17 protein-coding genes are annotated in these 23,149 nt (G+C 65.6%); 16 read left to right on the top strand and 1 reads right to left on the bottom strand.

Annotated features, from left to right (window positions below; translation table 11 throughout):
* Positions 1 to 2: 2 nt before the first annotated feature.
* The 5 genes from kdsB to OX460_RS22810 all read left to right on the top strand — a co-directional run bounded on the left by kdsB (position 3) and on the right by OX460_RS22810 (position 4,904).
* Positions 3 to 758: a 3-deoxy-manno-octulosonate cytidylyltransferase gene (gene kdsB, locus OX460_RS22790; protein ID WP_289900017.1), complete on the top strand. Its 756-nt coding sequence runs from the start codon at positions 3 to 5 to the stop codon at positions 756 to 758.
* A gap of 244 nt (positions 759 to 1,002) precedes the next feature.
* The gene (gene adk / locus OX460_RS22795) at positions 1,003 to 1,659 is read left to right on the top strand and encodes an adenylate kinase (protein WP_077400901.1); all 657 of its coding nucleotides are present in this window, start codon (positions 1,003 to 1,005) and stop codon (positions 1,657 to 1,659) included.
* A 180-nt stretch (positions 1,660 to 1,839) separates the two neighbouring features.
* Positions 1,840 to 3,963, top strand: coding sequence for a sodium-translocating pyrophosphatase (locus OX460_RS22800; RefSeq protein ID WP_289900018.1), 2,124 nt, complete (start codon positions 1,840 to 1,842; stop codon positions 3,961 to 3,963).
* Between the two features lie 190 nt (positions 3,964 to 4,153).
* Positions 4,154 to 4,540 (top strand): hypothetical protein, encoded by a 387-nt coding sequence (locus OX460_RS22805; protein ID WP_289900019.1) that lies wholly within the window; start codon positions 4,154 to 4,156, stop codon positions 4,538 to 4,540.
* A 13-nt stretch (positions 4,541 to 4,553) separates the two neighbouring features.
* Positions 4,554 to 4,904 (top strand): glycine zipper family protein, encoded by a 351-nt coding sequence (locus OX460_RS22810; RefSeq protein ID WP_289900020.1) that lies wholly within the window; start codon positions 4,554 to 4,556, stop codon positions 4,902 to 4,904.
* 129 nt (positions 4,905 to 5,033) lie between these two features.
* Here the strand turns inward: OX460_RS22810 and OX460_RS22815 are convergent, their stop codons facing one another.
* Positions 5,034 to 7,091, bottom strand: a complete 2,058-nt coding sequence (locus tag OX460_RS22815) for a TonB-dependent receptor (protein ID WP_289900021.1) — start codon at positions 7,089 to 7,091, stop codon at positions 5,034 to 5,036.
* 320 nt (positions 7,092 to 7,411) lie between these two features.
* Here OX460_RS22815 and OX460_RS22820 point away from each other — a divergent pair, with 320 nt between their 5' ends.
* The 11 genes from OX460_RS22820 (at position 7,412) to OX460_RS22870 (ending at position 23,149) form a co-directional block, all read left to right on the top strand.
* Complete coding sequence (locus OX460_RS22820) at positions 7,412 to 7,807, top strand: hypothetical protein (protein WP_251349998.1); 396 nt, start codon at positions 7,412 to 7,414, stop codon at positions 7,805 to 7,807.
* A gap of 152 nt (positions 7,808 to 7,959) precedes the next feature.
* The gene (locus OX460_RS22825; RefSeq protein WP_099665094.1) at positions 7,960 to 8,718 is read left to right on the top strand and encodes a 3-hydroxyacyl-CoA dehydrogenase; all 759 of its coding nucleotides are present in this window, start codon (positions 7,960 to 7,962) and stop codon (positions 8,716 to 8,718) included.
* 94 nt (positions 8,719 to 8,812) lie between these two features.
* Complete coding sequence (ggt, locus tag OX460_RS22830; RefSeq protein ID WP_289900022.1) at positions 8,813 to 10,588, top strand: gamma-glutamyltransferase; 1,776 nt, start codon at positions 8,813 to 8,815, stop codon at positions 10,586 to 10,588.
* Positions 10,589 to 10,629: 41 nt separating this feature from the next.
* The gene (locus OX460_RS22835) at positions 10,630 to 11,799 is read left to right on the top strand and encodes a patatin-like phospholipase family protein (protein ID WP_034751717.1); all 1,170 of its coding nucleotides are present in this window, start codon (positions 10,630 to 10,632) and stop codon (positions 11,797 to 11,799) included.
* A 54-nt stretch (positions 11,800 to 11,853) separates the two neighbouring features.
* Complete coding sequence (locus OX460_RS22840) at positions 11,854 to 16,083, top strand: two-component regulator propeller domain-containing protein (protein WP_289900023.1); 4,230 nt, start codon at positions 11,854 to 11,856, stop codon at positions 16,081 to 16,083.
* An 86-nt stretch (positions 16,084 to 16,169) separates the two neighbouring features.
* Positions 16,170 to 16,880 (top strand): response regulator, encoded by a 711-nt coding sequence (locus OX460_RS22845; RefSeq protein ID WP_077400918.1) that lies wholly within the window; start codon positions 16,170 to 16,172, stop codon positions 16,878 to 16,880.
* A 93-nt stretch (positions 16,881 to 16,973) separates the two neighbouring features.
* Positions 16,974 to 18,593 (top strand): AMP-binding protein, encoded by a 1,620-nt coding sequence (locus OX460_RS22850; protein WP_289900024.1) that lies wholly within the window; start codon positions 16,974 to 16,976, stop codon positions 18,591 to 18,593.
* Positions 18,590 to 20,977, top strand: coding sequence for a bifunctional salicylyl-CoA 5-hydroxylase/oxidoreductase (locus OX460_RS22855; RefSeq protein WP_289900025.1), 2,388 nt, complete (start codon positions 18,590 to 18,592; stop codon positions 20,975 to 20,977). The genes OX460_RS22850 and OX460_RS22855 overlap by 4 nt, the downstream gene beginning before the upstream one ends.
* Before the next feature lies 1 nt (position 20,978).
* Positions 20,979 to 21,767 (top strand): SDR family NAD(P)-dependent oxidoreductase, encoded by a 789-nt coding sequence (locus OX460_RS22860; RefSeq protein ID WP_289900026.1) that lies wholly within the window; start codon positions 20,979 to 20,981, stop codon positions 21,765 to 21,767.
* Positions 21,768 to 21,780: 13 nt separating this feature from the next.
* Positions 21,781 to 22,284, top strand: coding sequence for a MarR family transcriptional regulator (locus OX460_RS22865; RefSeq protein WP_289900027.1), 504 nt, complete (start codon positions 21,781 to 21,783; stop codon positions 22,282 to 22,284).
* Positions 22,285 to 22,294: 10 nt separating this feature from the next.
* Positions 22,295 to 23,149 (top strand): enoyl-CoA hydratase family protein, encoded by an 855-nt coding sequence (locus tag OX460_RS22870; RefSeq protein WP_289900028.1) that lies wholly within the window; start codon positions 22,295 to 22,297, stop codon positions 23,147 to 23,149.

A 23,149-nucleotide genomic window follows, 5' to 3' on the forward strand; every position in this document is an offset into this window, starting at 1 on the left:
CGATGGCGTTCATCGTCATCATCCCGGCTCGCCTGGCCTCGACGCGCCTGCCGGGCAAGCCGCTGGCCGACCTGGGCGGCAAACCCATGGTGGTGCGCGTGGCCGAGCAGGCGCTGCTCTCGGGCGCCGCGCGCGTCATCGTCGCCACCGACCATGACAGCATCCGTGCCGCCTGCGCCGAGCATGGCGTGGAAGTGTGCATGACGCGCAGCGACCATCCGTCGGGCACGGACCGCATCGCCGAAGTGGCGCGCACGCTCGGGCTGCCGCCGGACGCCGTCGTCGTCAACCTGCAGGGCGACGAACCGTTGATCGATCCGGCCCTGCTGGCCGCCTGCGCGGCGCAGATCAGCGCCGCCGTCCCCATGGCTACTTGCGCCCATCCGCTGCATGATGTGGCCGACGCGTTCAATCCGAACGTGGTGAAGGTCGTGCTGGACAAGAACGGCCGCGCCTTGTATTTCTCGCGCGCCACCATCCCGTGGCACCGCGACGGCTTCGCGCAGTCGAAAGACAGCTTGCCGGCAGGTTACGTGCCCCTGCGGCATATCGGCCTGTATGCGTACAGCAATGCGTTTTTGCAAGAATACCCGCAATTGTCCGCCTCGCCGCTGGAAGCCATCGAGGCGCTGGAGCAGTTGCGCGTGCTGTGGCACGGTGTTGCCATCGCCGTCCACGTGACCGATAGCGCCCCGGCCGCCGGTGTCGATACGCCGGAAGATCTTGCCAGGGTGCAAGCCCACTACGGCGCCCTGTAAGCGCTACCCGCAAAACGGCAGGCGTGCAAATATAATTTTGTGCGCCTGCAGTAAAAACCACATTTTGAAACGTGCGCCGCGCGAATTGCTGGCTTTGATCAATCAGGGCATAGCAATTCGATAGCAAACTGGCGTTCCGGGGATTTTTTGTGGTAAGTTTCGTAGGGAAAGATAGCCTTAGCAACACCATCTAAAAAAAATTACACATACCACCATCCAAAATCTGTTTTTTAGGAACTTTTCAATGCGTCTGATACTTTTAGGAGCACCCGGTGCCGGCAAGGGCACCCAAGCTAATTTCATCAAAGAAAAATACAACATTCCACAAATCTCCACGGGCGACATGCTGCGCGCGGCGATCAAGGAAGGCTCCGAACTGGGCCTGGCAGCGAAAAAAGTCATGGATGCGGGCGGCCTCGTGTCGGACGACATCATGATCGGCCTGGTCAAGAATCGCCTGCAGGAAGCCGATTGCGCCAATGGCTACCTGTTCGACGGCTTCCCGCGCACCATCGCGCAAGCGGACGCCATGAAAGACGCCGGCATCAATGTCGACTACGTGCTGGAAATCGACGTGCCTGACGCGTCGATCATCGAGCGCATGGACGGCCGCCGCAGCCACCCGGGTTCGGGCCGCGTGTATCACGTCAAATTCAACCCGCCCAAGGTCGACGGCGTCGACGACATCACCGGCGAACCGCTGATCCAGCGCGACGACGACAAGGCGGAAACGGTCAAGAAGCGCCTGGACGTGTACCACAACCAGACCAAGGTCTTGTTGGGCTACTACAATGACTGGGCCAAGTCCGGCCTGCCAGGCGCACCGAAATACCGCCGCATCGCCGGCGTCGGTCCGGTCGAGCAAATCCGCGACAGCGCATTTGCCGCCCTGGCGGAATAAGCAGTTTATGAAAAGCGGACCTGAGTGTCCGCTTTTTTTGTGCCCGCTTTTCGCCAGCGGTGCCGCATCGTTTTCGTAGTTCAGGTTTTTTGCAGGTCGTGTTTTCCTGGCTGCGCGTGCCTACCCGGTGCGGTCTGCAGCTGTTGGCAATGACGTCGGATAAAAACAGAAGGGGACGATATGGCAGCCAGCTTGTGGTTTGCGGTAGTCTGCGGCGTGGTCGCAGTTATTTACGGTTTGGTGTCGCGCAGCTGGATCCTGAGGCAGGATCCCGGCAACGCGCGCATGCAGGAAATCGCCCTGGCTATCCAGCAGGGTGCGGCCGCCTACCTGGCGCGCCAGTACCGCACCATCGCCATCGTCGGCGTGGTGTTATTGATCGCCATCTATGCGCTGCTTGGCCTGCACACGGCGCTGGGCTTCTTGATCGGCGCCGTGCTGTCGGGCGCCTGCGGCTTCATCGGCATGAATGTCTCCGTGCGGGCCAATGTGCGCACGGCGCAGGCGGCCACCCTGGGCATCAACCAGGCGCTGAACGTGGCCTTCAAGGGCGGGGCGATCACGGGCATGCTGGTCGTCGGCCTGGGCCTGCTGGGCGTGACCCTGTTCTACTGGCTGCTGGCGACGACGGGCGCGCCCGGCCTCACGCAGCATGACCTGATCAAGCCCCTGATCGGCCTGGCCTTCGGCGCCTCGCTCATTTCCATCTTCGCGCGGCTCGGCGGCGGCATCTTTACCAAGGGCGCCGACGTGGGCGCGGACCTGGTGGGCAAGGTGGAGGCGGGCATCCCCGAGGACGATCCGCGCAACCCGGCCGTCATCGCCGACAACGTGGGCGACAACGTGGGCGACTGCGCCGGCATGGCGGCCGACCTGTTCGAAACCTATGTCGTGACCCTGATCGCCACCATGCTGCTGGGCGCACTGCTGATGGCAGAGGCCAGCAGCACGGCCATCATCTACCCGCTGCTGCTGGGCGCCGTCTCCATCCTCGCGTCCATCGTCGGCTGCTCGATGGTGAAGACGGCCCCCGGCAAGAAGATCATGTCGGCCCTGTACACGGGCCTGTGGTGGGCGGCCGGCCTGTCGCTGGTCGGTTTTGCCGTGGTCACGTGGCTGCTGTGGCCCGACGACGCCATGCGCTACAAGATGCTGGGCGCCACCGTCGTCGGCATCGTCCTCACGGGCCTGATGGTGTACATCACCGAGTACTACACGGGCACGGATTTCAAGCCCGTGCGCCACATCGCCGAAGCGTCGACGACGGGCCACGGCACGAATATCATTGCCGGCCTGGGTGTGTCGATGAAGTCCACGGCGTATCCGGTGCTGGCCGTCTGCGTCGCCATCCTGATATCGTATCAATTGGCGGGCCTGTACGGCATCGCCATCGCGGCCACTTCCATGCTGTCGATGGCGGGCATCATCGTCGCCCTCGACGCGTATGGCCCCATCACGGATAACGCGGGCGGCATCGCGGAAATGTCGGGCTTGCCCGACTCCGTGCGCGCCATCACCGATCCTTTGGATGCCGTCGGCAACACGACCAAAGCCGTCACCAAGGGCTACGCCATCGGCTCGGCCGGGCTGGCCGCGCTGGTGCTGTTCGCCGACTACACGCATGCGCTCGAATCCGTGGGCCAGCACATCACCTTCGATTTGTCGAACCCCATGGTCATCGTCGGCCTGTTCATCGGCGGCTTGATACCGTATCTGTTCGGCGCCATGGCGATGGAAGCCGTCGGCCGCGCGGCAGGCGCCGTGGTGGTGGAGGTGCGGCGCCAGTTCCGCGACATCAAGGGCATCATGGAAGGCACGGCGCGGCCAGAATACGACAAGGCCGTGGACATGCTGACGGCGTCGGCCATCCGCGAAATGATCGTGCCGTCGCTGCTGCCCGTGGTGGTGCCCATCGTCGTGGGCATGCTGCTGGGGCCTGCGGCGCTCGGTGGCTTGCTGATGGGGACGATCGTCACAGGCCTGTTCGTGGCCATTTCCATGACCACGGGCGGCGGCGCCTGGGACAATGCGAAGAAATACATCGAGGATGGCCATTTCGGCGGCAAGGGTTCGGACGCGCACAAGGCGGCCGTCACGGGCGACACGGTGGGCGACCCGTACAAGGATACGGCCGGGCCGGCAGTGAACCCCTTGATCAAGATCATCAATATCGTGGCCCTGCTGCTGGTGCCGCTGCTGCCGGCCACGGGCTGGCTTGCCGTCAAGGCGCCGGCGCCCATCCACGCGCCCGCGCCGCCCATCCTGGCGCCGGCGACACCCGTGCAAAGCCTGCCCGCGCAATAAACTGCGCCATCCCCGCAGCCCCGCGGCCAGCGCTGCGGGGCTGTTTGTATTTTGCGCAAATGAAACTTTCCTGCCGTCCATATCCTCGGCGTATCAAAGGTGAGCAATTGTTACGGCGCCTTTGCTTGTGCTGGCTCTCTGTCAATAATGGAATGAGCGTCACAGTTGGGCATGAAGGCGGGAGGATGTCATGGACAGCATCAGCAGGAAGGGCGGCGCGCTGGCGGCGCTGTTGGTATTGGCGGTCACGGCGGGAGTGGCTCAGGCGGCGCCGGGCCGGCATGGCGGCTTTCACGGCGGCCACGGCCACTTCCATGGTCGTTCGCACGTGGGCGTCTGGGTGGGATCGCCCTGGTGGTATGGCTACGGGCCGGGCTGGTATGGCGACCCGTGGTATGGCTATCCCTATCCATATGGGCGCACCCTGATCGTGCAGCCGCCGCCCGTGTACATCGAGCAGGGCGGCGAGCCGACGGTGCAGATGTGGTACTACTGCGCGAGGCCGCAGGGCTATTATCCCTATGTGAAAAATTGCAGTACGGCATGGCGTGCCGTGCTGCCGACCAGCGTGCGCTGACGGGGAGGCGAAGATGAACACGAAAGCGTTGATGGGGCGTGCCGGCCTGCTGGCGCCCCTGCTGCTGGCCGCCTGCACGGTGATGCCGGAAGGGCCGTCGGCCACGGCCTTGCCCGGTACGGGCAAGAGCCCCGAGCAATTCCGCGTCGATGACGGCAGTTGCCGTGGCTACGCGCAGGCGCAGCTGGCCGGCACGGGCGCGGCCGACAGTTCCTCGCATGGCATGCAGCGCAGCTACGATGATTCTTATCAGAAGTGCATGTATGCGAGCGGCCACAAGGTGCCCGCGGCCGGGCGGATGCTGGGCAGCGTGCCGGCGAATGCCGCCACGCCGCCGCCCGATACGCCGCCACCCCGGTACTAGGTTGCTACAACGCCTGGCACAAGCGTAGCGAGCGGAAGGGGGATGCGGTTGAGACGCGCAACTGTACGGAGGTACAGTGAGCATCGCAGACCGCAACCCGCGACGCGCAGCAGGTTTTGACAGGCGTGTTTAGAAGCGCGACGTCAGGCCGACGAACATGCGCCGTCCCGGCACGTAGTAGTCGACCAGTCCATCGGCCATCGGACCCTTCTTGAACAGGTTTTGCACGCCGCCACGCACGGTCCATTGCGGCGTGACCTTGTACGACACGACGGTGTCGACGATGGTGTAGGCCTTGTCGGCCAGCTTGCCGGCGTCGAGTTCCTTGCCCGTGTACTGGGCCGATACTTCGCCGAACAGCTGGTCGTTGACTTGCCAGCCCAGCGCCGAGTACCACGACAGTTTTGGAGTCGACAGCAGGTTGGCGCCCGTGGTCAGGTTTTTCGCTTCCGCCATGTAGGTGACGTTGTTACGCCAGTTCAGGTTTTTCGTCAGCGGGATGGTGGCCGTCGCTTCCAGGCCGCTGGTGCGCGCCTTCTGGATATTCGTCATCTTGGTCCACCAGCGCTGCTGGTAAAAGCCCAGCGGCGCATAGTCGATCTTGTTCTTGAAATCCGTGTGGAAGTAGGTCAGGCCCACATCCCAGCCATTCTGTTCCCACGCCACGCCGATCTCGCCGGCCGTGCTCGTTTCCGGCTTCAAGTCCGCATTGCCGGCCATGTAGCAGTCGCCCTTGATGTAGCCCAGCGGCTTGAGGCTGCCGCAACCGCGTCCGGCCGAGTTGGTCGCCGCCGCTGGCGAGTTTTCCTTCAGGCTCGGGGCGCGGAAGCCTTGCGAGATGCCGCCCTTGATGGTCCAGGCGGGGGCAGGGTGGTACACCAGGTACAGGCGCGGACTGTAATGGTTGCCGAACTTGCTGTGGTGATCGAGGCGCAAGCCGGCCGTGGCCGTCAAGTCCTCGCGCAGGAACAATTGATCTTCCGCAAACAGGGCCGAGGTGGTGCCGGACAGGGTCGCGCCGCTCACGGTGTTGCCCAGGTAATCGGTGGGTACGGTGCCGATGGTGTTCGTGTTCGTCAATTCCTGGTGCTTCCACTGGCCGCCCATCACCAGCATTTGCTCGATGCCGCCCCAGCCGACCCGTTTTTCCAGGCTGGCATCGAGCGTGCTGTCCTTGGATTTTGCCACCGTGCCGACGAATTGGTTGTCGAAATCGTTGTGATACAGGTTGACCGTGGTCTTGCCGAAGTCCCAGCGGCCTTCGTAGCCGAGGCTGACGCTCTTGCGTATCAGCTTGTTGGCGCCCCAGCTGGGAACCAGCGACTCGCCGTCCGCATCGCGTGTGCTCGAACCGCTGGCTTCCTGCCTGCCATAGCTGGCGTCCAGCGACAGGTTCTGTTTCTTGCCCAGCGCCCAGGTCAGCTGGCCCGAGACAGTCTGGTTGCGTTCGCCGCCGATGCCGCCCGCTTTGTCGAATTTTTCATCGGGATTCTGGCGCGTCTGGCTCACGCCCAGGCGCATGCCCACCGTGTCCGACAGGGGGCCGGCCAGGTTGACGCCCAGCTGGTGCGCCGTGCCGCGGTCGCTTTCCTGCGGTTGCGTGTAGTTGGCCGTGGCCGAACCGTTCCACTTGCCCGGCACCTTGCGCGTGATGATGTTGATCACGCCGCCCATGGCGTCCGAACCGTACAGCGACGACATGGGTCCGCGCACCACTTCGATGCGCTCAATCATGTCGGGCGAGATCCAGTTCAAGTCCTGGCGGCCCAGGTCGGGACGGTAAGCCGTGTCGCTCGAGCTGCCCACGCGCTTGCCGTCGACCAGGATCAGGGTGTATTTGTCGGGCAAACCGCGCAGCTTGATCTTCGACGCTTCGCCTTCGGGGCCGGTGCCGCCCGTCACGCCGGGGATACGGCGCAGCAAGGTATTCAAGTCATACACGGGCTGGCGCTCGATTTCCTCGCGCGTGATGACGCTGATGCTGGCCGGCGCATCCTTGATGTCGATGGCCGTGCCGGACGCCGTGACGACCACCGTGTTCATGGTGGGATCGGCGGCCACATTGCCTTCGGCCCAGGCGTTGCTGATGGCCAGCGAGAGCAGGCAGGGCAGGAGCAGGGCGGCGGAATGCATGGAGCGGGCGGGAGTGGAAACGGGGGCTGCGAAGGCGGGACTACGCTTGGTCATGGTGAACTTTCCGGATGTTGTTATTTCCTGGCTGCCTTCCGGGTGGCTCGGGTATGAATGAATGAAAAGAGTAAAAAATGCGCTCCCATCCTGAGAATGAGAATAAGAATCGTTCTTATTGTAATGCCATACTGGCAAGAAGGAAAGTGCTGAAAGGAAATAAAACACCGTTACGCTGTGCGCATGGCAGGTACAAGCGTGACAAATTGTTACCCGCGCTGGCATCTGGCGCGGCGTGTGCCAATAATGAAAGTTGCGATGGATGCTTGGGAGGCGGCATGAAGAGGCTGGCAAAAACGATATCGGCACTGGCGTGCTCCATGCTGCTCGCTGGCGGCCATGCCCGGGCGCAGGAGCAGGCGGCGCCTGCCGAGTCCTTGACTGAGCCTTTGCCCGTGTGCCAGCTCGACCCGCGCGACAGCGGCAAGCTGGCGGTGGAGCCGTGCCGCCCGGCGCCGCCCGTGCAGCCGCGCCGTTCCGTGGCGCAAGTGATCGGCCGCATGCCGGCGCAGCCTGCGTCACCGGTCGTGCCCATCGCGCCCCTGCCGCCCAGCCCGGCCGTGCCGATGCCGCGCGCGCCGCAGCCCATCGGCTCATGCGACTCAGGCGGTTGCCGCGATGCGGCAGGCGCGCGCTACAACGGCGCGGGCAACGCCACGCTCGATGCCAACGGGCGCATCTGCCACCGCAATGGCGCTTTCATGCAGTGTTTTTAACTTTCTCATTCGCCAGCGCTGCAAGTTTTCGCTCGGTGACCATAAAAATGGCTACAATTGTCGCTGACATTACGTTTACGTAAACGTAATGATGGCATCATGCATCAACCATCAGGCGCCGGGAACACGGCCCTTACCACTCAGGAGATTTCATGCAGATTCAGGACAATGTATTCATCATCACGGGCGGCGCATCGGGCTTGGGCGCCGCCACGGCGCGCATGCTGACGGCGGCCGGCGGCAAGGTCGTGCTGGCCGACGTGCAGACGGAAGCGGGCCAGGCGCTGGCCGCTGAACTCGGTGGCGTGTTCGTCCAGTGCGACGTGACGTCGGAAGAGGACGGCCTGGCCGTGGTGGCGGCAGCCACGAAGCTGGGCACCTTGCGCGGCCTGGTCAACTGCGCCGGCGTGGCGCCTGCCGTGAAAACCGTGGGCAAGGATGGCCCGCATCCGCTGGCCCTGTTCCAGAAGGTCGTCAACATCAACCTGGTGGGCACCTTCAATATGTGCCGCCTGGCCGCCGACGCCATGGCAAAACAGGATGCGACGGCCGAAGGCGAGCGCGGCATCATCATCAACACGGCTTCCGTGGCGGCCTACGATGGCCAGATTGGCCAGGCCGCGTACGCGTCGTCGAAGGCGGCTGTGGTGGGCCTGACCCTGCCGATGGCGCGCGACCTGTCGCGCAACGGCATCCGCGTGATGACGGTGGCGCCCGGCATTTTCGAAACACCGATGTTGCTGGGCATGCCGGCCGAAGTGCAGGATGCGCTGGGCAAGATGGTGCCGTTCCCTTCGCGCCTGGGCAAGCCGGGCGAATACGCGCAACTGGTGAAAGCCATCGTGGAAAACGTCATGCTCAATGGCGAAACTATCCGCCTGGACGGCGCCATCCGCATGCAGCCCAAGTAAGGGGCAGTGCCCTGACGGGCATTTGATGTAGGATACCCCCGTATGGGGCGTACAGCCTTGCCTGGCTGTGCGCCCTTTTTTTATCGGAGAATCCATGATCATATTGAAGCCGCTGGCACTGAGCCTGACCTTGCTGGGAGCCCTCGCTGCCAGTCCCGCATTTGCCGAGGTGCCGCAGAAGGCGCCGGAAATCGCCACCGCGTATGCGGAGAAATCGGGTTGGGCGGCACAGAAATTCATGGTCGCCGCTGCCAATCCGCTGGCCGCCGATGCCGGCTACCAGATGCTGAAAAAGGGCGGCAGCGCCATCGACGCGGCCATCGCCACGCAGCTGGTCCTCACCCTGGTCGAGCCGCAATCGTCGGGCATCGGCGGCGGCGCCTTTTTGCTGTACTCCACGGCCAAGGGCGTGCAGGCGTTCGACGGGCGCGAAACGGCGCCTGCCAGCGCCGATGAACACCTGTTCCAGAATGCCGACGGCAGTCCCGTCTCGCGCGCCACGGGCGTGGTGGGCGGGCGTTCCGTGGGCGCGCCGGGCGTGCTGCGCATGCTGGAACTGGCGCACAAGGAGCACGGCAAGCTGCCGTGGGCGACCCTGTTCGGCCCCGCCATCAAGCTGGCGCACGGCGGCTTTCCCGTCAGCCAGCGCCTCAACGGCCTGCTGAACTGGGACCAGGCCCTGAAGCGCGACCCGGTCGCCGCCGCGTATTTCTATGATCCGGACGGCAAGGCCTGGCCCGTCGGCCATGTGCTGAAAAACCCGCAGCTGGCGCGCACCCTGCGCGAGATCGCCCGTGGCGGCGCCGACGCGTTTTACAACGGCCGCATCGCGCGCGACATCGCCGCCAAGGTGGCGGCGCATCCGACCAATCCGGGCAAGCTGACGGCGCAGGATATCGCCGGCTACCGCGCCAAGGTGCGCGAACCCGTCTGCAGCGACTACAAGGCCTGGACCGTGTGCGGCATGCCGCCGCCATCGTCGGGCGGCATCGCCATCGCGCAGATGCTGGGCATGCTGGAAGTGAAGGATATCCGGCCGTATGCGCCCGTCGACGGCGTGCTCGATGCGCAGGCGATCCACCTGTTCTCGGAAGCGGGGCGCCTGGCTTACGCGGACCGCAACCGCTACGTGGCCGACACGGACTTCGTGCCGCTGCCGGGCAATGGCGTCGCTTCGATGCTCGATAAAACCTACCTGGCGCAGCGCGCCTCGCTGATCGGCGAGAAATCCATGGGCCGCGCCTTGCCTGGCACGCCGCCGGGCATGCAGGTAGCGTGGGGCATGGACAACGCCTTGCAGCGCCCGTCGACCTCGCACCTGGTGGCGGTGGATGCTTTTGGGGGCGGCCTGTCGATGACCACCAGCGTGGAAGACGCGTTCGGTTCGCGCCAGATGGTTGACGGCTTCCTGCTGAATAACCAGCTGACGGATTTCTCGTTCGATTCGCGCGATGCGGACGGCCCCATCGCCAACCGGGTCGAAGCGGGCAAGCGTCCGCGCAGCGCCATGTCGCCCACCCTCGTGTTCGAGAAGGGCACGCACAAGCTGGTGCTGGCGACGGGTTCGCCCGGCGGCTCGTCCATCATCAACTATGTCGCCAAGGTGCTGGTCGGCACCATGGACTGGGGCTTGAACGTACAGCAAGCCATCAGCCTGCCGAACTTCGGCAGCCGCAATGGCCCGACGGAGCTGGAAAAGGGCCGCGCGCCCGCCGCGCAAGTCGAGACGCTGCAGGCGATGGGCCACGAGGTGCGCGTGATCGAACAGAACTCGGGCTTGCAGGGCATCATGCGGCTGAATGCGCATGGCAAGGACTTCTGGTTTGGCGGCGCCGATCCGCGTCGTGAAGGCATGGTCAAGGGAGATTGAAACTTTTCCACAAAGTATCAAGACCCTGCTAATCTGCCGGCATGGGAATGCAAAATAAAACAGGCTTGATACTCACGGGAGGAGGCGCCCGTGCCGCCTACCAGGTGGGCGTGCTGCAGGCGATTTCGGCGATTTTGTGGGAAGCGGGCTGGGCGCCGGCGCGCAACCCGTTCGACATCATCTGCGGCACCTCGGCCGGCGCCATCAACGCCACGGCGCTGGCCTGCCGTGCCGATAACTTCGGCGAAGGCGTGCAAAAGCTGCTCGACGTGTGGCAGCACATCGAAGTCGAGCAAGTCTACCGGGCCGATTCGCTGGGCGTGATCCGCTCGGGCGCGCGCTGGCTGTCGTTGCTGTCGTTCGGCTGGCTGCTGCGCCAGTGGCACGCATCGCCGCCCAGTTCCCTGCTCGACAACACGCCGCTGGTCAGCCTGCTGCACCGCATGCTCGACCTGCCGCGCCTGGACGCGGCCCTGGCCGACGGCCTGCTGCATGCGCTGGCCGTGACGGCGTCGTCGTACTCGGGCAGCCGCCACATGACGTTTTACCAGACGGCCGAGGATATCGCGCCCTGGGTGCGCACGCAGCGCCTGGCCCTGCCGGACCAGATCGGCGTGGAGCACTTGCTCGCCTCGGCCGCCATCCCCTTCATCTTTCCCGCCGTGCCCCTGTACGTGGGCGGCCAGCGCGAATACTGCGGCGACGGTTCCATGCGCCAGCTGGCGCCGATCTCGCCGGCGATCCACCTGGGCGCGAACAAGGTGCTGGTGGTGGGGGCGGGACGGATGACGGAACCGGCGCCCGCCGCGTCCGAAGCGGCACGCTACCCGAGCCTGGCGCAGATTGCCGGCCACGCGCTGTCGTCGATCTTCCTCGACGGCCTGGCCGTCGACATCGAGCGCCTGAACCGCATCAACCTGACCCTGTCGATGCTGCCGCCCGAATTGCTGGGCAAGACGGCCTTGCGGCCCGTGGAGTTGCTGGTCATCGCGCCGTCCGAGCGGCTCGACGCCATCGCCAGCCGGCATATCGGCAGTTTGCCCCGCCCCATCCGCACCATGTTGTCGGGTATCGGCGCGGCCGAAGCGCGCGGCGCGGCGCTGGCATCGTATTTATTGTTCGAATCGACGTATACTAACGAGCTGATCCGTCTTGGACAGCGCGATACGCAAGCCCGCAAGGATGATGTCCTGGCGTTCTTTGGTTCCTGAGACGGCCCCTGGAGCGGTGTGCGGGTTTTTCGCGTTTTTTTTGACAGGACGATTGTGCTGGTATTTCGACGTGTTTGCGATGTTGCTTTACTGTTAATTCTGCTGCTGGGCGTCCCGGCCGCGGCGGCGCCTGCGCCCACCCTGCGTTTCGACCAGCTCAGCGTCGACCAGGGCCTGGCGCAGGAATCGGTGCTGGCCATCGCCCAGGACCGGCAGGGCTATATGTGGTTCGGCAGCCAGTCTGGCCTGAGCCGCTACGATGGCTACCGCATGGTCGTCTACAAGAATATCGAGGGCGACAAGACCAGCCTGGCCGACAATTGGGTGGGCGAGCTGCATGTCGATAGCCAGGGCCAGCTGTGGATCGGCACCGACAATGGCCTGGACCGCTTCGACGCCGCCAGCCAGACCTTCATCCATTACGTTCCGGCCGAAAAGAGCAAGCGCGGCAACGGCAACCGGCATATCCACGCCATCCTCGACGATGGCGCGCGCGGCTTCTGGATCGCCACCTCGGACGGCTTGCAGCATTTCGACCCGGCCACGGGCACCTTCCGCACCTGGCACCATGAAGAGGGCAACCCGCACAGCCTGGGCGACAATGAAATCAAGGCGCTGGCGCTGGACGCGCAACAGCGCCTGTGGATCGGCACGGTAACGGGCCTGGACATGCTGGCGCCGGGCAGCGAGCGCTTCGAGCATTTTGCCGTCGACACGGAGCCTGGCTCGAAATACAACGTGATCCAGTCGCTGCTGATCGACCGCCAGCAGAACCTGTGGATTGGCACCATGGCCGGCGCCGAGCGCTGGCGCCTGGGCGGCGCCGGCCAGCCGCCGCAGGCGCGCGTGCGCTTCGGCGAGAAGCATGGCTTTTCCGCCATCCGCGTGGCCAGCCTGTACCAGGATGTCGACGCCACCGTCTGGCTGGGCAGCAATGCCGACGGCCTGTTCCGCTGGCTGCCCGCGAGCGACACCTTCCTGCAATACCGGCATCAGACGGGCGACAAATTCAGCGTCGCCGACAACCAGCTGTCGTCCTTGTACCGCGACCGCGCGGGCACCTTCTGGGTCGGCTCCTGGTACAGCGGCGTGAGCCGGGTCGACCTGGGCAGTGGCGGCTTTTCGCGCATGGCGCGCGCGCCCGGCGACGTGGGCGCGCTGGCGGACAAAAAAGTGCGCGCCGTGGCCGATGCGGGCGATGGCAAGCTGTGGCTGGCCACCAAGGGCGGCCTGAAACTGTACGACACGCGCGACGGCAGCTCGCGGCTGTTCGACTTGCGCAGCTCACCCGGCATGTCGCGCGACGAGCAGGTCACGACCCTGTACAAGGCGCCGGACGGCGTGCTGTGGGTGGGCGGTTCGACGGGCTTGCACCGCTTCGATCCGGCCCTCGGGCGTTTTTTTACCATGCGCTTTGCCGCCGGCGACCCGAACAGCGACACGATCCGCAATATCGTGAGCGACCGCAGCGGCATGCTGTGGGTCTCGACGCGGGGCGGCGTGCACCGCTTCGACCCCGTCAGCCGCCGCTTTACCACCTACCGCCACGACCCGGCCAACCCGAACAGCCTGTCCGACAACATGGTGCGGCCCGTGCTGGAAGACGGCAAGGGGCGCTTGTGGATAGGTTCCTTCCACGGCCTGGACTTGCTGGACCGCGCCAGCGGCCACTTCCGCCATTTCCGCCACGATCCGCAAAACCCGCATAGCCTGAGCCACGACGAGGTGCATTACCTGCACGAAGACAAGCGCGGCGTGCTGTGGGTGGGCACGGCCAATGGCTTGAACCGCATGGACGTCGACGCCAAGGGCGAGATCCGCTTCCGCCGCTTCGTGCGCAAGGATGGCATGGCCGACGACGCCGTCGCCAGCATCCTCGGCGACGACAACGAGCAGCTGTGGCTGAGCACGAACAGCGGCATCACGCGGCTCGACATGCGCAGCGGCCTGTTCCGCAATTACGACAGCGCCGATGGCACCGTGGAAGGCTCGTACTTCGATGGCGCGGCCCTGCGCGCGGCCGATGGCACCATGTATTTCGGCGGCTTCAACGGCATGACGGCGTTTGTGCCGCAGGATATCCACGACAACCGCGTGCCGCCGCTGGTGGCCATCACGGAGCTGCAGATATTCAACAAGCCGGTGGCCATCGGCCGCGGTGAGTTCGCGCACGTGCTCAAGGCGGCGATCGACCACACGCGCAACCTGGTGCTGACCAGCCGCGAAAGCGTCTTTTCGCTGGAATTCGCGGCCCTGCATTTCGCCGCGCCCCAGCGCAACATGTTCGCCTACCGGCTCGAAGGCTTCGACCAGGACTGGGTCATGACGGATGCGGGGCGGCGCTTTGCCACCTATACCAACCTCGATGCCGGCAACTACGTGTTTCGCGTCAAGGCGGCCAACAAGGACGGCGTGTGGAACGAGAGCGGCGCCACCCTGGCCATCACGATCCTGCCGCCGTTCTGGAAAACCTGGTGGTTCCGCACCCTGATGGCGGCGCTGCTGCTGGGCGCCATCTATGGCGCGTACCGCCAGCGCGTGCGCGCGCTGCGGCATCAGCAGAATGAACTGGAAAAGCAGGTCAGCGAACGCACGGCGGAGTTGCAGAGCAAGGAAATCGAAGTGCTGGCCCAGTCGGAAAAACTGGCGCAAGTCAACAGCAGCCTGACGAAAAACGAGGAAAGCCTGCGCCAGGCCAAGCGCAAGGCCGAGGATGCGACGCGCCAGAAGTCGGAATTCCTGGCCAACATGAGCCACGAGATGCGCACGCCCCTGGCCGGCGTGATCGGCATGCTGGGCTTTGCCCTGCGCGACGAGCAGCTGCACGACGCCACGCGCGAGCAGATCCTGCGCGGCCAGGCCAACGCCCAGTCGCTGCTGGTGATCATCAATGACTTGCTCGATTTTTCCAAGATCGAGGCGGGCAAGCTGAGTATCGAAAACATCGACTTCGCGCTCGGCGCGGCGATCGAGACGGTCGTCACCCTGTTCGAGGAGCAGGCTGCCGCGCGCAGCATCGGTTTCGCCATCGATTTCGCGCCCGACCTGCCGCCCTTCGTGGTGGGCGACCCGACCCGCTTGCGCCAGGTGCTGGTCAACCTGGTCGGCAATGCGTTTAAGTTCACCCAGCGCGGTGGGGTCAGCCTGAGCGTCGAACGGGCCGGCGTGGCCAGCGGCAGCGGCGGACGCAAGGTTAACCTGATCCGCTTTACCGTCAGCGACAGCGGCATCGGCATCGATGCCGAGGCCATGGCGCGGCTGTTCCAGAAATTCGAGCAGGCCGACGCCAGCACCACGCGGCGCTACGGCGGCACGGGACTGGGCCTGGCGATCTGCCGCCAGCTGGTCGAACTGATGGATGGCCAGATCGAGGTGGCCAGCACGCCGGGGCAGGGCAGTACCTTTGCCTTCACCTTGCCGCTGGCCGATGGCGTGGCGCCGCCGCTGGTGCCGCAGGTGGCGCTGGCGCCGCACAGCCACCAGTTGCGCGTGCTGTGCGCGGAAGACTTCCCCACCAACCAGATCATCATTCGCGTCATGCTCGAAGAGCTGGGGCACCGGGTCGACGTGGTCGCCAACGGCGTGCTGGCGGTGGCGGCCTGCGTGCATACGCGCTATGACCTGATCCTGATGGACGGGCGCATGCCGGAGATGGACGGCGCCACGGCGACGCGCCTGATCCGCGTGGGCGGCTGGCCGGACCAGCCCGTGCGCGACCAGGAATTGATGATCGTGGCCCTGACGGCGAACGCCAGCGAAGAAGACCGCAGCCGCTATCTTGGCGTCGGCATGGATGATTTCCTCAGCAAACCCGTCGACGAGGCGGTGCTGCATGGCTTGCTGGCGCGCGCCATCGAGCGCCAGCTGCAGCGCGGTTTCATGTTGCCGCGCATGCCGTCGAACGCGCCGCGCGGCACGGCGCGGGGACAGGCCGAACTCGACGCCCTGTTCGGCATCGCGCCGGCAGTTCCCGTCGCGGCGCCTTCCCAGTCCATCCGCAGCGGCGAACTGCAACGGCGCATCCGCGTCGCCTTCGTCGCCGACCTGGAAGGGCGTTTGCGTGAACTCGACGACGCCCTGGCGGCGCAGGACAAGGACAACGCCGGGCGCCTGCTGCACGGTTTGAAGGGCAGCGCCGCCTATCTCGATGAAACACAGCTGCACATGCTGTGCACGGAAATGGAGGAAGCGGCGGACGGCGGGCGCTGGACGCAGGTGGCCCTGCATTTGCCGCAATTGCGCGCACTGTTGGCGCAAATAGCCGTTTTGGACAAGGAAATGTAAAATAGGCAATGCCGGCCATGGAGCGCGCGGCGAAACTGGGTAGAATACGGCCAGGCACCGAGACGCTGCCGCCAATGGAGAACGCAATGAAAGTACTGGTGGTTGACGATGATGTCGTGTCGCGCATGGTATTGATGCATCTGATCGACAGCTGCGGCGTGCACGATATCGTGGAAGCCGAAGATGGCGCGGCGGCGTGGGAACAGCTCGAAGGCGGCTTGCGCCCGTCGCTGTGCTTCTGCGACCTGCGCATGCCGCGCCTGTCCGGCATGGAGCTGCTGCAGAAAATTCGCTCCGACAGCGCGCTCGATGCCATGCCGCTGGTGCTCGTGTCGTCGGCCAATGACCAGGACACGGTGCGCGACGCCGTGCAGGCCGGCGCCGCCGGCTACATCGTCAAGCCTTTCCAGCCGGAGCAGGTGCGCCAGCATATCGACGCCTGCTTCGACGTCTCGGCCTTGCCGGCCGAGGCGCCGCGCGACACCTTGCAGCGGCTGGGCATCGACAGCGAACGCCTGCTGGCGTATCTGACGGGCTTCCAGGGACAGATAGTCGCCGCCAGCGAACAGGTCGACGCCTTGCTGGCGCGCGGCGAACCGGCCCAGGCGCGCCAGCAGCTCGAACGGCTGCACCTCGGTTGCCGCACCCTGGGTTTGCATGGCGCGGAAGCCGGGATGATGGCCCTGCTGCAGGCCTCGGTGCTCGATGGCGACCAGATGCAGACGGCGCTGGCCGCCCTGGCGCGCAGCGTGGCGCAGCAGGCGCGCCTGCTGCGGCAACAGGACGGGATCGACTGAATCTGCCGTTTTTCGCTTGCCGGGGAAATACTTTAGGTTTAAAGTATCTGCTTCCGGGCCTTGTGCACGCGCCCGCTACCAGCCAGGATGAGCATGAGCAGCGACCCTTCGCCTACCACCGCATCTCCCCAGGACGACTTTGCGCGCGCGCATTTGCCGCCGCGCGCACTCTGGCCGCAACTGTGCCTTGACTTGCCCGAGCTGCAGTATCCGGCGCGCCTCAATTGCGTCGCCGCGCTGCTCGATGCCGTCGTGGCCAATGGCGGCGGCGGGCGCACCGCCATCCTTGCCGACGGCCAGCGCTGGACCTATGCACAGCTGGCGCGGCAGGTCGACCGCATCGCCCACGTGCTGCGCAGCGACCTGCGCCTGATCCCCGGCAACCGCGTGCTGCTGCGCGGCGCGAATACGCCCATGATGGCCGCCTGCCTGCTGGCCGTGCTGAAAGCGGGCTGCATCGCCGTGCCCACCATGCCGCTGCTGCGCGCGTGTGAGCTGTCCACCATCCTGGCCAAGGCGGAAGTGAACGCCGTGCTGTGCGCGCAAGGCTTGCGCGCGGAACTCGATGGCGTGCCCGGCTTGCCCGCCATGCTGTGCTTTGGCGCCGGGGGCGCCGAACTGGAACAGCGCATGGCGGCCCACGATGCGCCATTTGCCGCATGCGATACGGCGGCCGACGACGTCTGCCTGATCAGCTTTACCTCGGGCACGACGGGCGTCCCCAAAGGCACCATGCACATGCACCGCGACCTGCTGGCCATCTGCGACTGCTTTCCCCGCTCCATGCTGCAGGTGCGCGCCGACGATATCTTCATCGGCACGCCGCCGCTGGCGTTCACCTTCGGCCTCGGTGGCTTGCTGCTGTTCCCCCTGCGCTTTGGCGCTTGCGCCGTGCTGCTGGAAAAACTCACGCCCGACGGCCTGCTGCGCGCCATCGAGGCCTATCACGCCACCATCTGCTTCACGGCGCCCACCTTTTACCGCCAGATGGCGCCCCTGGCGGCCAGCCACGACTTGCGCAGCCTGCGCCTGTCCGTCTCGGCCGGCGAAGCGCTGCCGCTGGCCACGCGCGACGCCTGGCAGGCGGCGACGGGCCTGGCCATGACGGACGGCATCGGCGCCACCGAGATGCTGCACATCTTCATTTCCGCCACGGGCGAGGGCATCCGCCGCGGCGCCATCGGCAAGGCCATCCCCGGCTACCAGGCATGCATCGTCGATGACGCCGGCGTGCCGCAGCCGCCCGGCGTGACGGGCCGCCTGGCCGTGAAAGGCCCTACCGGTTGCCGCTACCTGTCCGACCCGCGCCAGCGCGAGTATGTGCAGAATGGCTGGAACCTGACGGGCGACACCTTCGAGATGGATGCCGACGGCTATTTCTATTACCGCTCGCGCAGCGACGACATGATCGTCTCGGCCGGCTACAACATCGCCGGCCCGGAAGTGGAAGAGGCGCTGCTGCGCCACCCGGCCGTGGCCGAATGCGGCGTGGTCGGGCGCGCCGATGCCGAGCGTGGCCAGATCGTCGAGGCGCACGTGGTGCTCAAGGAGGGCTGCCAGGCCAGCGACCTGCTTGCGGCCGAACTGCAGGACTTCGTGCGCCAGCAGATCGCCCCGTATAAATACCCGCGCGCCATCCATTTCCTGCCTTCCCTGCCGCGCACGGAAACGGGCAAGCTGCAGCGCTTCAAACTTCGCACGGACACTCCATGAATATTGTCTGCATCGGCGGCGGCCCCGCCGGCCTGTATTTCAGCCTGCTCATGAAAAAGCAGGACCCCGCGCACCGCATCACCGTCATCGAGCGCAACCGCCCGTATGACACGTTTGGCTGGGGCGTCGTGTTTTCCGACCAGACCCTGGGCAACCTGGCCAACGCGGACGAGCCGACGGCGCGCGCCATCCTGCAGGCGTTCAACCACTGGGACGATATCGAGATCCACTTCAAGGGCGAGACCGTGCGCTCCGGGGGCCATGGCTTTTGCGGCATCGGCCGCAAGCGCCTGCTCAACATCCTGCAGGCGCGCTGCGAGGAACTCGGTGTGCATCTGGTATTCGAGACGGAGGTGCAGGACGACCAGGTTATCGCGCGCCAGTACGGCGCCGATCTGGTGATCGCCAGCGACGGCTTGAACAGCCGCATCCGCACGCGCTATGCGGCCAGCTACCAGCCCGAGATCGACCAGCGCCATTGCCGCTTCGTCTGGCTGGGCACGCGCAAGAAATTCGAGGCGTTCACGTTTGCCTTCCGCCAGACGCCGCACGGCTGGTTCCAGGCGCATATCTACCAGTATGACGGCGACACCTCGACCTTCATCGTAGAAACGCCCGAACACGTGTGGCGCGCGGCGGGCCTCGATGCCATGAGCCAGGAAGAGGGCATCGCCTTTTGCGAAGCCCTGTTCGCCGAGGAACTCGATGGTCACGGCTTACTGAGCAATTCGCCGCACCTGCGTGGCTCGGCGCAGTGGATCACCTTCCCCCGCATCGTCTGCCGCCAATGGGTGCACTGCCAGGATGGCGTACCCGTCGTGTTGATGGGCGACGCGGCCCACACGGCGCATTACTCCATAGGCTCGGGCACCAAGCTGGCGCTGGAAGACGCGATCGAGCTGGCGCGCTGCTTCGGCCAGCATGCCGATAGCGCTGCCGGTACGGATGCGGCGCTGGCCGCCTACCAGCAGATGCGCGCCATCGAGGTGCTGAAAATCCAGAGCGCGGCGCGCAATTCCATGGAGTGGTTTGAAAACGTTGAACGCTACAGCGCCATGGAAGCGCCGCAGTTCGCCTATTCCATGCTCACGCGCAGCCAGCGCATCTCGCATGAAAACCTGCGCCTGCGCGACCCTGCCTACGTGGCCGATTACGAGCGATGGCTGGCGCGGCGCGCGGGCGAGCAGGCTGGCGTGGCGATGCTGGACGAGGCCTTGCCGCCCATGCTCACGCCCTTCCGCTTGCGCAGCGTGCTGCTGAAAAACCGCATCGCCGTCTCGCCGATGGCGCAGTATAGCGCCGTCGATGGCGTGGCGGGTGACTACCATCTGATGCATCTGGGTGCGCGCGCCATGGGCGGCGCGGGCCTCGTGTTTGCCGAGATGACGTGCGTGTCGGCCGATGCGCGCATCACGCCCGCCTGCCCGGGCATGTACAGCGAAGCGCACACGCAGGCCTGGCGCCGCATCGTCGATGTCGTGCATGCAAACAGCGATGCGAAGATCGCCCTGCAGCTGGGCCACGCGGGGGCGAAAGGCTCGACGCGGCCCATGTGGGATGGCATCGACCTGCCCTTGAAAGAGGGTAACTGGCCGCTGATCTCGGCCTCGGAGCAGCAATACCTGGCTGGCGTGTCGCAGGTGGCGCGCGCGGCCACGGAAAGCGACCTGGCGCGCATCGAGCAGGATTTCGTGCGCGCCACCCTGGCGGCAGCCGTCGCCGGTTTCGACTGGCTGGAGCTGCATTGCGCGCACGGCTATCTGCTGTCGAGTTTTATCTCGCCGCTGACCAACCGCCGCACGGACGAATATGGCGGAAGCCTGGAAAACCGCTGCCGCTATCCGCTGCGCGTGTTCCGCGCCATGCGCGCCGCCTGGCCGCAGGATAAACCCATGAGCGTGCGCATCTCGGCCCACGACTGGGTCGATGGCGGCATCACGCCTGACGATGCCGTCGTCATCGCGCGCCTGTTCAAGCAGGCGGGCGCCGACCTGATCGACTGCTCCTCGGGTCAGGTCAGCAAGCTCGAACAGCCAGTCTACGGGCGCATGTTCCAGGCACCGTTCGCTGACCGCGTGCGCAACGAGGCGGGCATCGCCAGTATGGCCGTCGGCTCGATTTTTGAAGCCGACCACGCCAACAGCATCATTGCCGCCGGGCGCGCCGACCTGTGCGCCGTGGGCCGGCCGCACCTGGCCAACCCGGCCTGGACCCTGACGGAGACGGCGCGCATCGGCTACAGCGGCGCCGGAGCTGCCTGGCCGAAACAGTACCGGCCGGGCCAGCAGCAGCTGGAACGCAATCTGCAGCGCGAGCGCCAGCTGGCGGCCGCCAATACGGGTCTCACCCCGCAACAGGTGGCCGCGCGGCTGCTGGAAGGATGACATGAAGACGCAAGCGATAATCGACAGGCACGCGCTGGTGACGGGCGCCGGCAGCGGCATCGGGCTCGCTTGCGCGCGCGCCTTGCTCGATGCGGGCGCCCGCGTCACCCTGGCCGGGCGCGACGGCGCGCGGCTGGCGCGTGCGCGCATGCAGCTGGAAGAAGAGGGCCATGCGGGCAGGGTGGCCATCTGCGTGCTCGATGTGGCCGTGGAAGCGTCCGTGCAGGCGGGCTTCGCGCAGGCCGCCGCGCATTTCGGCCGCATCGATATATTGATCAACAACGCGGGCCAGGCGCATGCTGCGCCTTTCGGCAAGACGGATGCCGCCATCTGGCAGCAGATGCTGGCCGTGAACCTGACGGGCGTGTTCCACTGCTGCCAGGCGGCCATGCCGGGCATGCTGGAAGCGGGCTGGGGACGCATCGTCAACGTGGCATCGACGGCGGGCTTGAAAGGCTACCGCTACGTCAGCGCCTATGTCGCCGCCAAGCATGGCGTGATCGGCCTGACGCGCGCGCTGGCGCTGGAGGTGGCGCCGCGCGGCGTCACCGTCAACGCCGTCTGCCCCGGCTACACGGAAACGGACATGGTGGCCCAGGCCGTGCAGAATATCGTGCGCAAGACGGGGCGCGGCGAAGATGCGGCGCGCGCGGAACTGGCGGCCTGCAATCCGCAGCAGCGGCTGGTGCAGCCGCGCGAAGTGGCCGATGCGGTGGCGTGGCTATGCCTGCCCGCGTCGGCCGCCATGAATGGACAATCGATCGCCGTCGCCGGCGGTGAAGTCATGTAACGGAATGAAGATCATGGATAAAGAAACCGAGAACGTACCGGAAGAACCCGTGCTGGATCTGGCCAGCCGGTTGACGCAGGACCACCACCAGTCGCTCAAGCTGTGGCTGCGCATGCTCTCGTGCACGGTCAAGATTGAAAACGAGGTGCGCACGCGCCTGCGCGCCACCTTCGGCATCACCTTGCCCCGCTTCGACTTGATGGCGCAGCTGGAACGCTTTCCCGAAGGTTTACGCATGGGCGAACTGTCCAAACGCATGATGGTCACTGGCGGCAATATCACGGGCATCACCGACCAGCTGGAGCAGGAAAAACTGGTGGCGCGCGTGGTCGATCCGAAGGACCGCCGCTCGTACAGCGTCAAGCTGACGCCGGCGGGCCGGCGCGCGTTCGACGAAATGGCGCGCGTGCACGAAGGCTGGATCGCCGAACTGCTGCACGGCGTGACGCCGGACGACAAAACCCGATTGATCGACCTGCTGTCGCACATGAAGCAGCAGTTGAATAACACCCCCTAAAGGACTGAGCATGCGCCATCTACCCGGCCAGCCGCAAGACCTGCCAAGCAACCGCGCCAGCCTGGCCGGCTACGCCGCGCGGCATTTCCTGTTTTCCGTCGACGCAGGCGTCGCCACATTGACCTTGCACCGGCCCGAGCGCAAGAATCCGCTCACCTTCGATTCGTATGCGGAGCTGCGCGAGCTGTTCCGCGCGCTGGCGCATGCGGACGATGTGAAGGCCGTGGTCATCACGGGCAGCGGCGACAATTTCTGTTCGGGCGGCGACGTGCACGACATCATCGGCCCCCTGACGCAGCTCGACATGCCCGGCCTGCTGGCGTTTACCCGCATGACGGGCGACGTGGTGAAAGCCATGCGCGCCTGTCCGCAACCCATCGTCGCCGCCATCGACGGCATTTGCGCGGGCGCTGGCGCCATGCTGGCGCTGGCCTCCGATATCCGCATCGGCACGGCGCGCAGCAAGACGGCCTTTTTGTTTACCCGCGTGGGCCTGGCCGGCTGCGACATGGGCGCCTGCGCCTTGCTGCCGCGCGTGATCGGTCAGGGCCGCGCCGCAGAATTGCTGTACACGGGGCGCTCCCTGCCTGGAAGCGAGGCCGAGCGCTGGGGTTGGCTCAACCGCCTGGTCGAACCCGGGGAGCTGGCCGAGGCGGCGCAGCTGTTCGCCGCCGGTCTGGCCGGCGGCCCCACCTTCGCGCACGGCATGACGAAAAAAATGCTGCAGCAGGAGTGGAACATGGGCGTCGATGAAGCCATCGAGGCGGAAGCGCAGGCGCAGGCCATTTGCATGGCCACCAACGATTTCCACCGCGCCTATCACGCCTTCGTGGCGAAAGAAAAACCGCAATTCGAGGGCGACTGA

Origin of the sequence: Janthinobacterium sp. SUN033 (assembly GCF_030397595.1) — a bacterium.
Taxonomy (GTDB): Bacteria; Pseudomonadota; Gammaproteobacteria; order Burkholderiales; family Burkholderiaceae_D; genus Janthinobacterium; species Janthinobacterium kumbetense.

Bases quoted from the DNA above. Each gene is read 5' to 3' on its own strand.
- OX460_RS22810 (WP_289900020.1), top strand. From the start codon at position 4,554: ATGAACACGAAAGCGTTGATGGGGCGTGCCGGCCTGCTGGCGCCCCTG.
- kdsB (WP_289900017.1), top strand. From the start codon at position 3: ATGGCGTTCATCGTCATCATCCCGGCTCGCCTGGCCTCGACGCGCCTG.
- OX460_RS22845 (WP_077400918.1), top strand. From the start codon at position 16,170: ATGAAAGTACTGGTGGTTGACGATGATGTCGTGTCGCGCATGGTATTG.
- OX460_RS22825 (WP_099665094.1), top strand. From the start codon at position 7,960: ATGCAGATTCAGGACAATGTATTCATCATCACGGGCGGCGCATCGGGC.
- OX460_RS22850 (WP_289900024.1), top strand. From the start codon at position 16,974: ATGAGCAGCGACCCTTCGCCTACCACCGCATCTCCCCAGGACGACTTT.
- OX460_RS22800 (WP_289900018.1), top strand. From the start codon at position 1,840: ATGGCAGCCAGCTTGTGGTTTGCGGTAGTCTGCGGCGTGGTCGCAGTT.
- OX460_RS22815 (WP_289900021.1), bottom strand. From the start codon at position 7,091: ATGACCAAGCGTAGTCCCGCCTTCGCAGCCCCCGTTTCCACTCCCGCC.
- ggt (WP_289900022.1), top strand. From the start codon at position 8,813: ATGATCATATTGAAGCCGCTGGCACTGAGCCTGACCTTGCTGGGAGCC.
- OX460_RS22860 (WP_289900026.1), top strand. From the start codon at position 20,979: ATGAAGACGCAAGCGATAATCGACAGGCACGCGCTGGTGACGGGCGCC.
- OX460_RS22820 (WP_251349998.1), top strand. From the start codon at position 7,412: ATGCTGCTCGCTGGCGGCCATGCCCGGGCGCAGGAGCAGGCGGCGCCT.
- OX460_RS22805 (WP_289900019.1), top strand. From the start codon at position 4,154: ATGGACAGCATCAGCAGGAAGGGCGGCGCGCTGGCGGCGCTGTTGGTA.
- OX460_RS22870 (WP_289900028.1), top strand. From the start codon at position 22,295: ATGCGCCATCTACCCGGCCAGCCGCAAGACCTGCCAAGCAACCGCGCC.
- OX460_RS22835 (WP_034751717.1), top strand. From the start codon at position 10,630: ATGGGAATGCAAAATAAAACAGGCTTGATACTCACGGGAGGAGGCGCC.
- OX460_RS22865 (WP_289900027.1), top strand. From the start codon at position 21,781: ATGGATAAAGAAACCGAGAACGTACCGGAAGAACCCGTGCTGGATCTG.
- adk (WP_077400901.1), top strand. From the start codon at position 1,003: ATGCGTCTGATACTTTTAGGAGCACCCGGTGCCGGCAAGGGCACCCAA.
- OX460_RS22855 (WP_289900025.1), top strand. From the start codon at position 18,590: ATGAATATTGTCTGCATCGGCGGCGGCCCCGCCGGCCTGTATTTCAGC.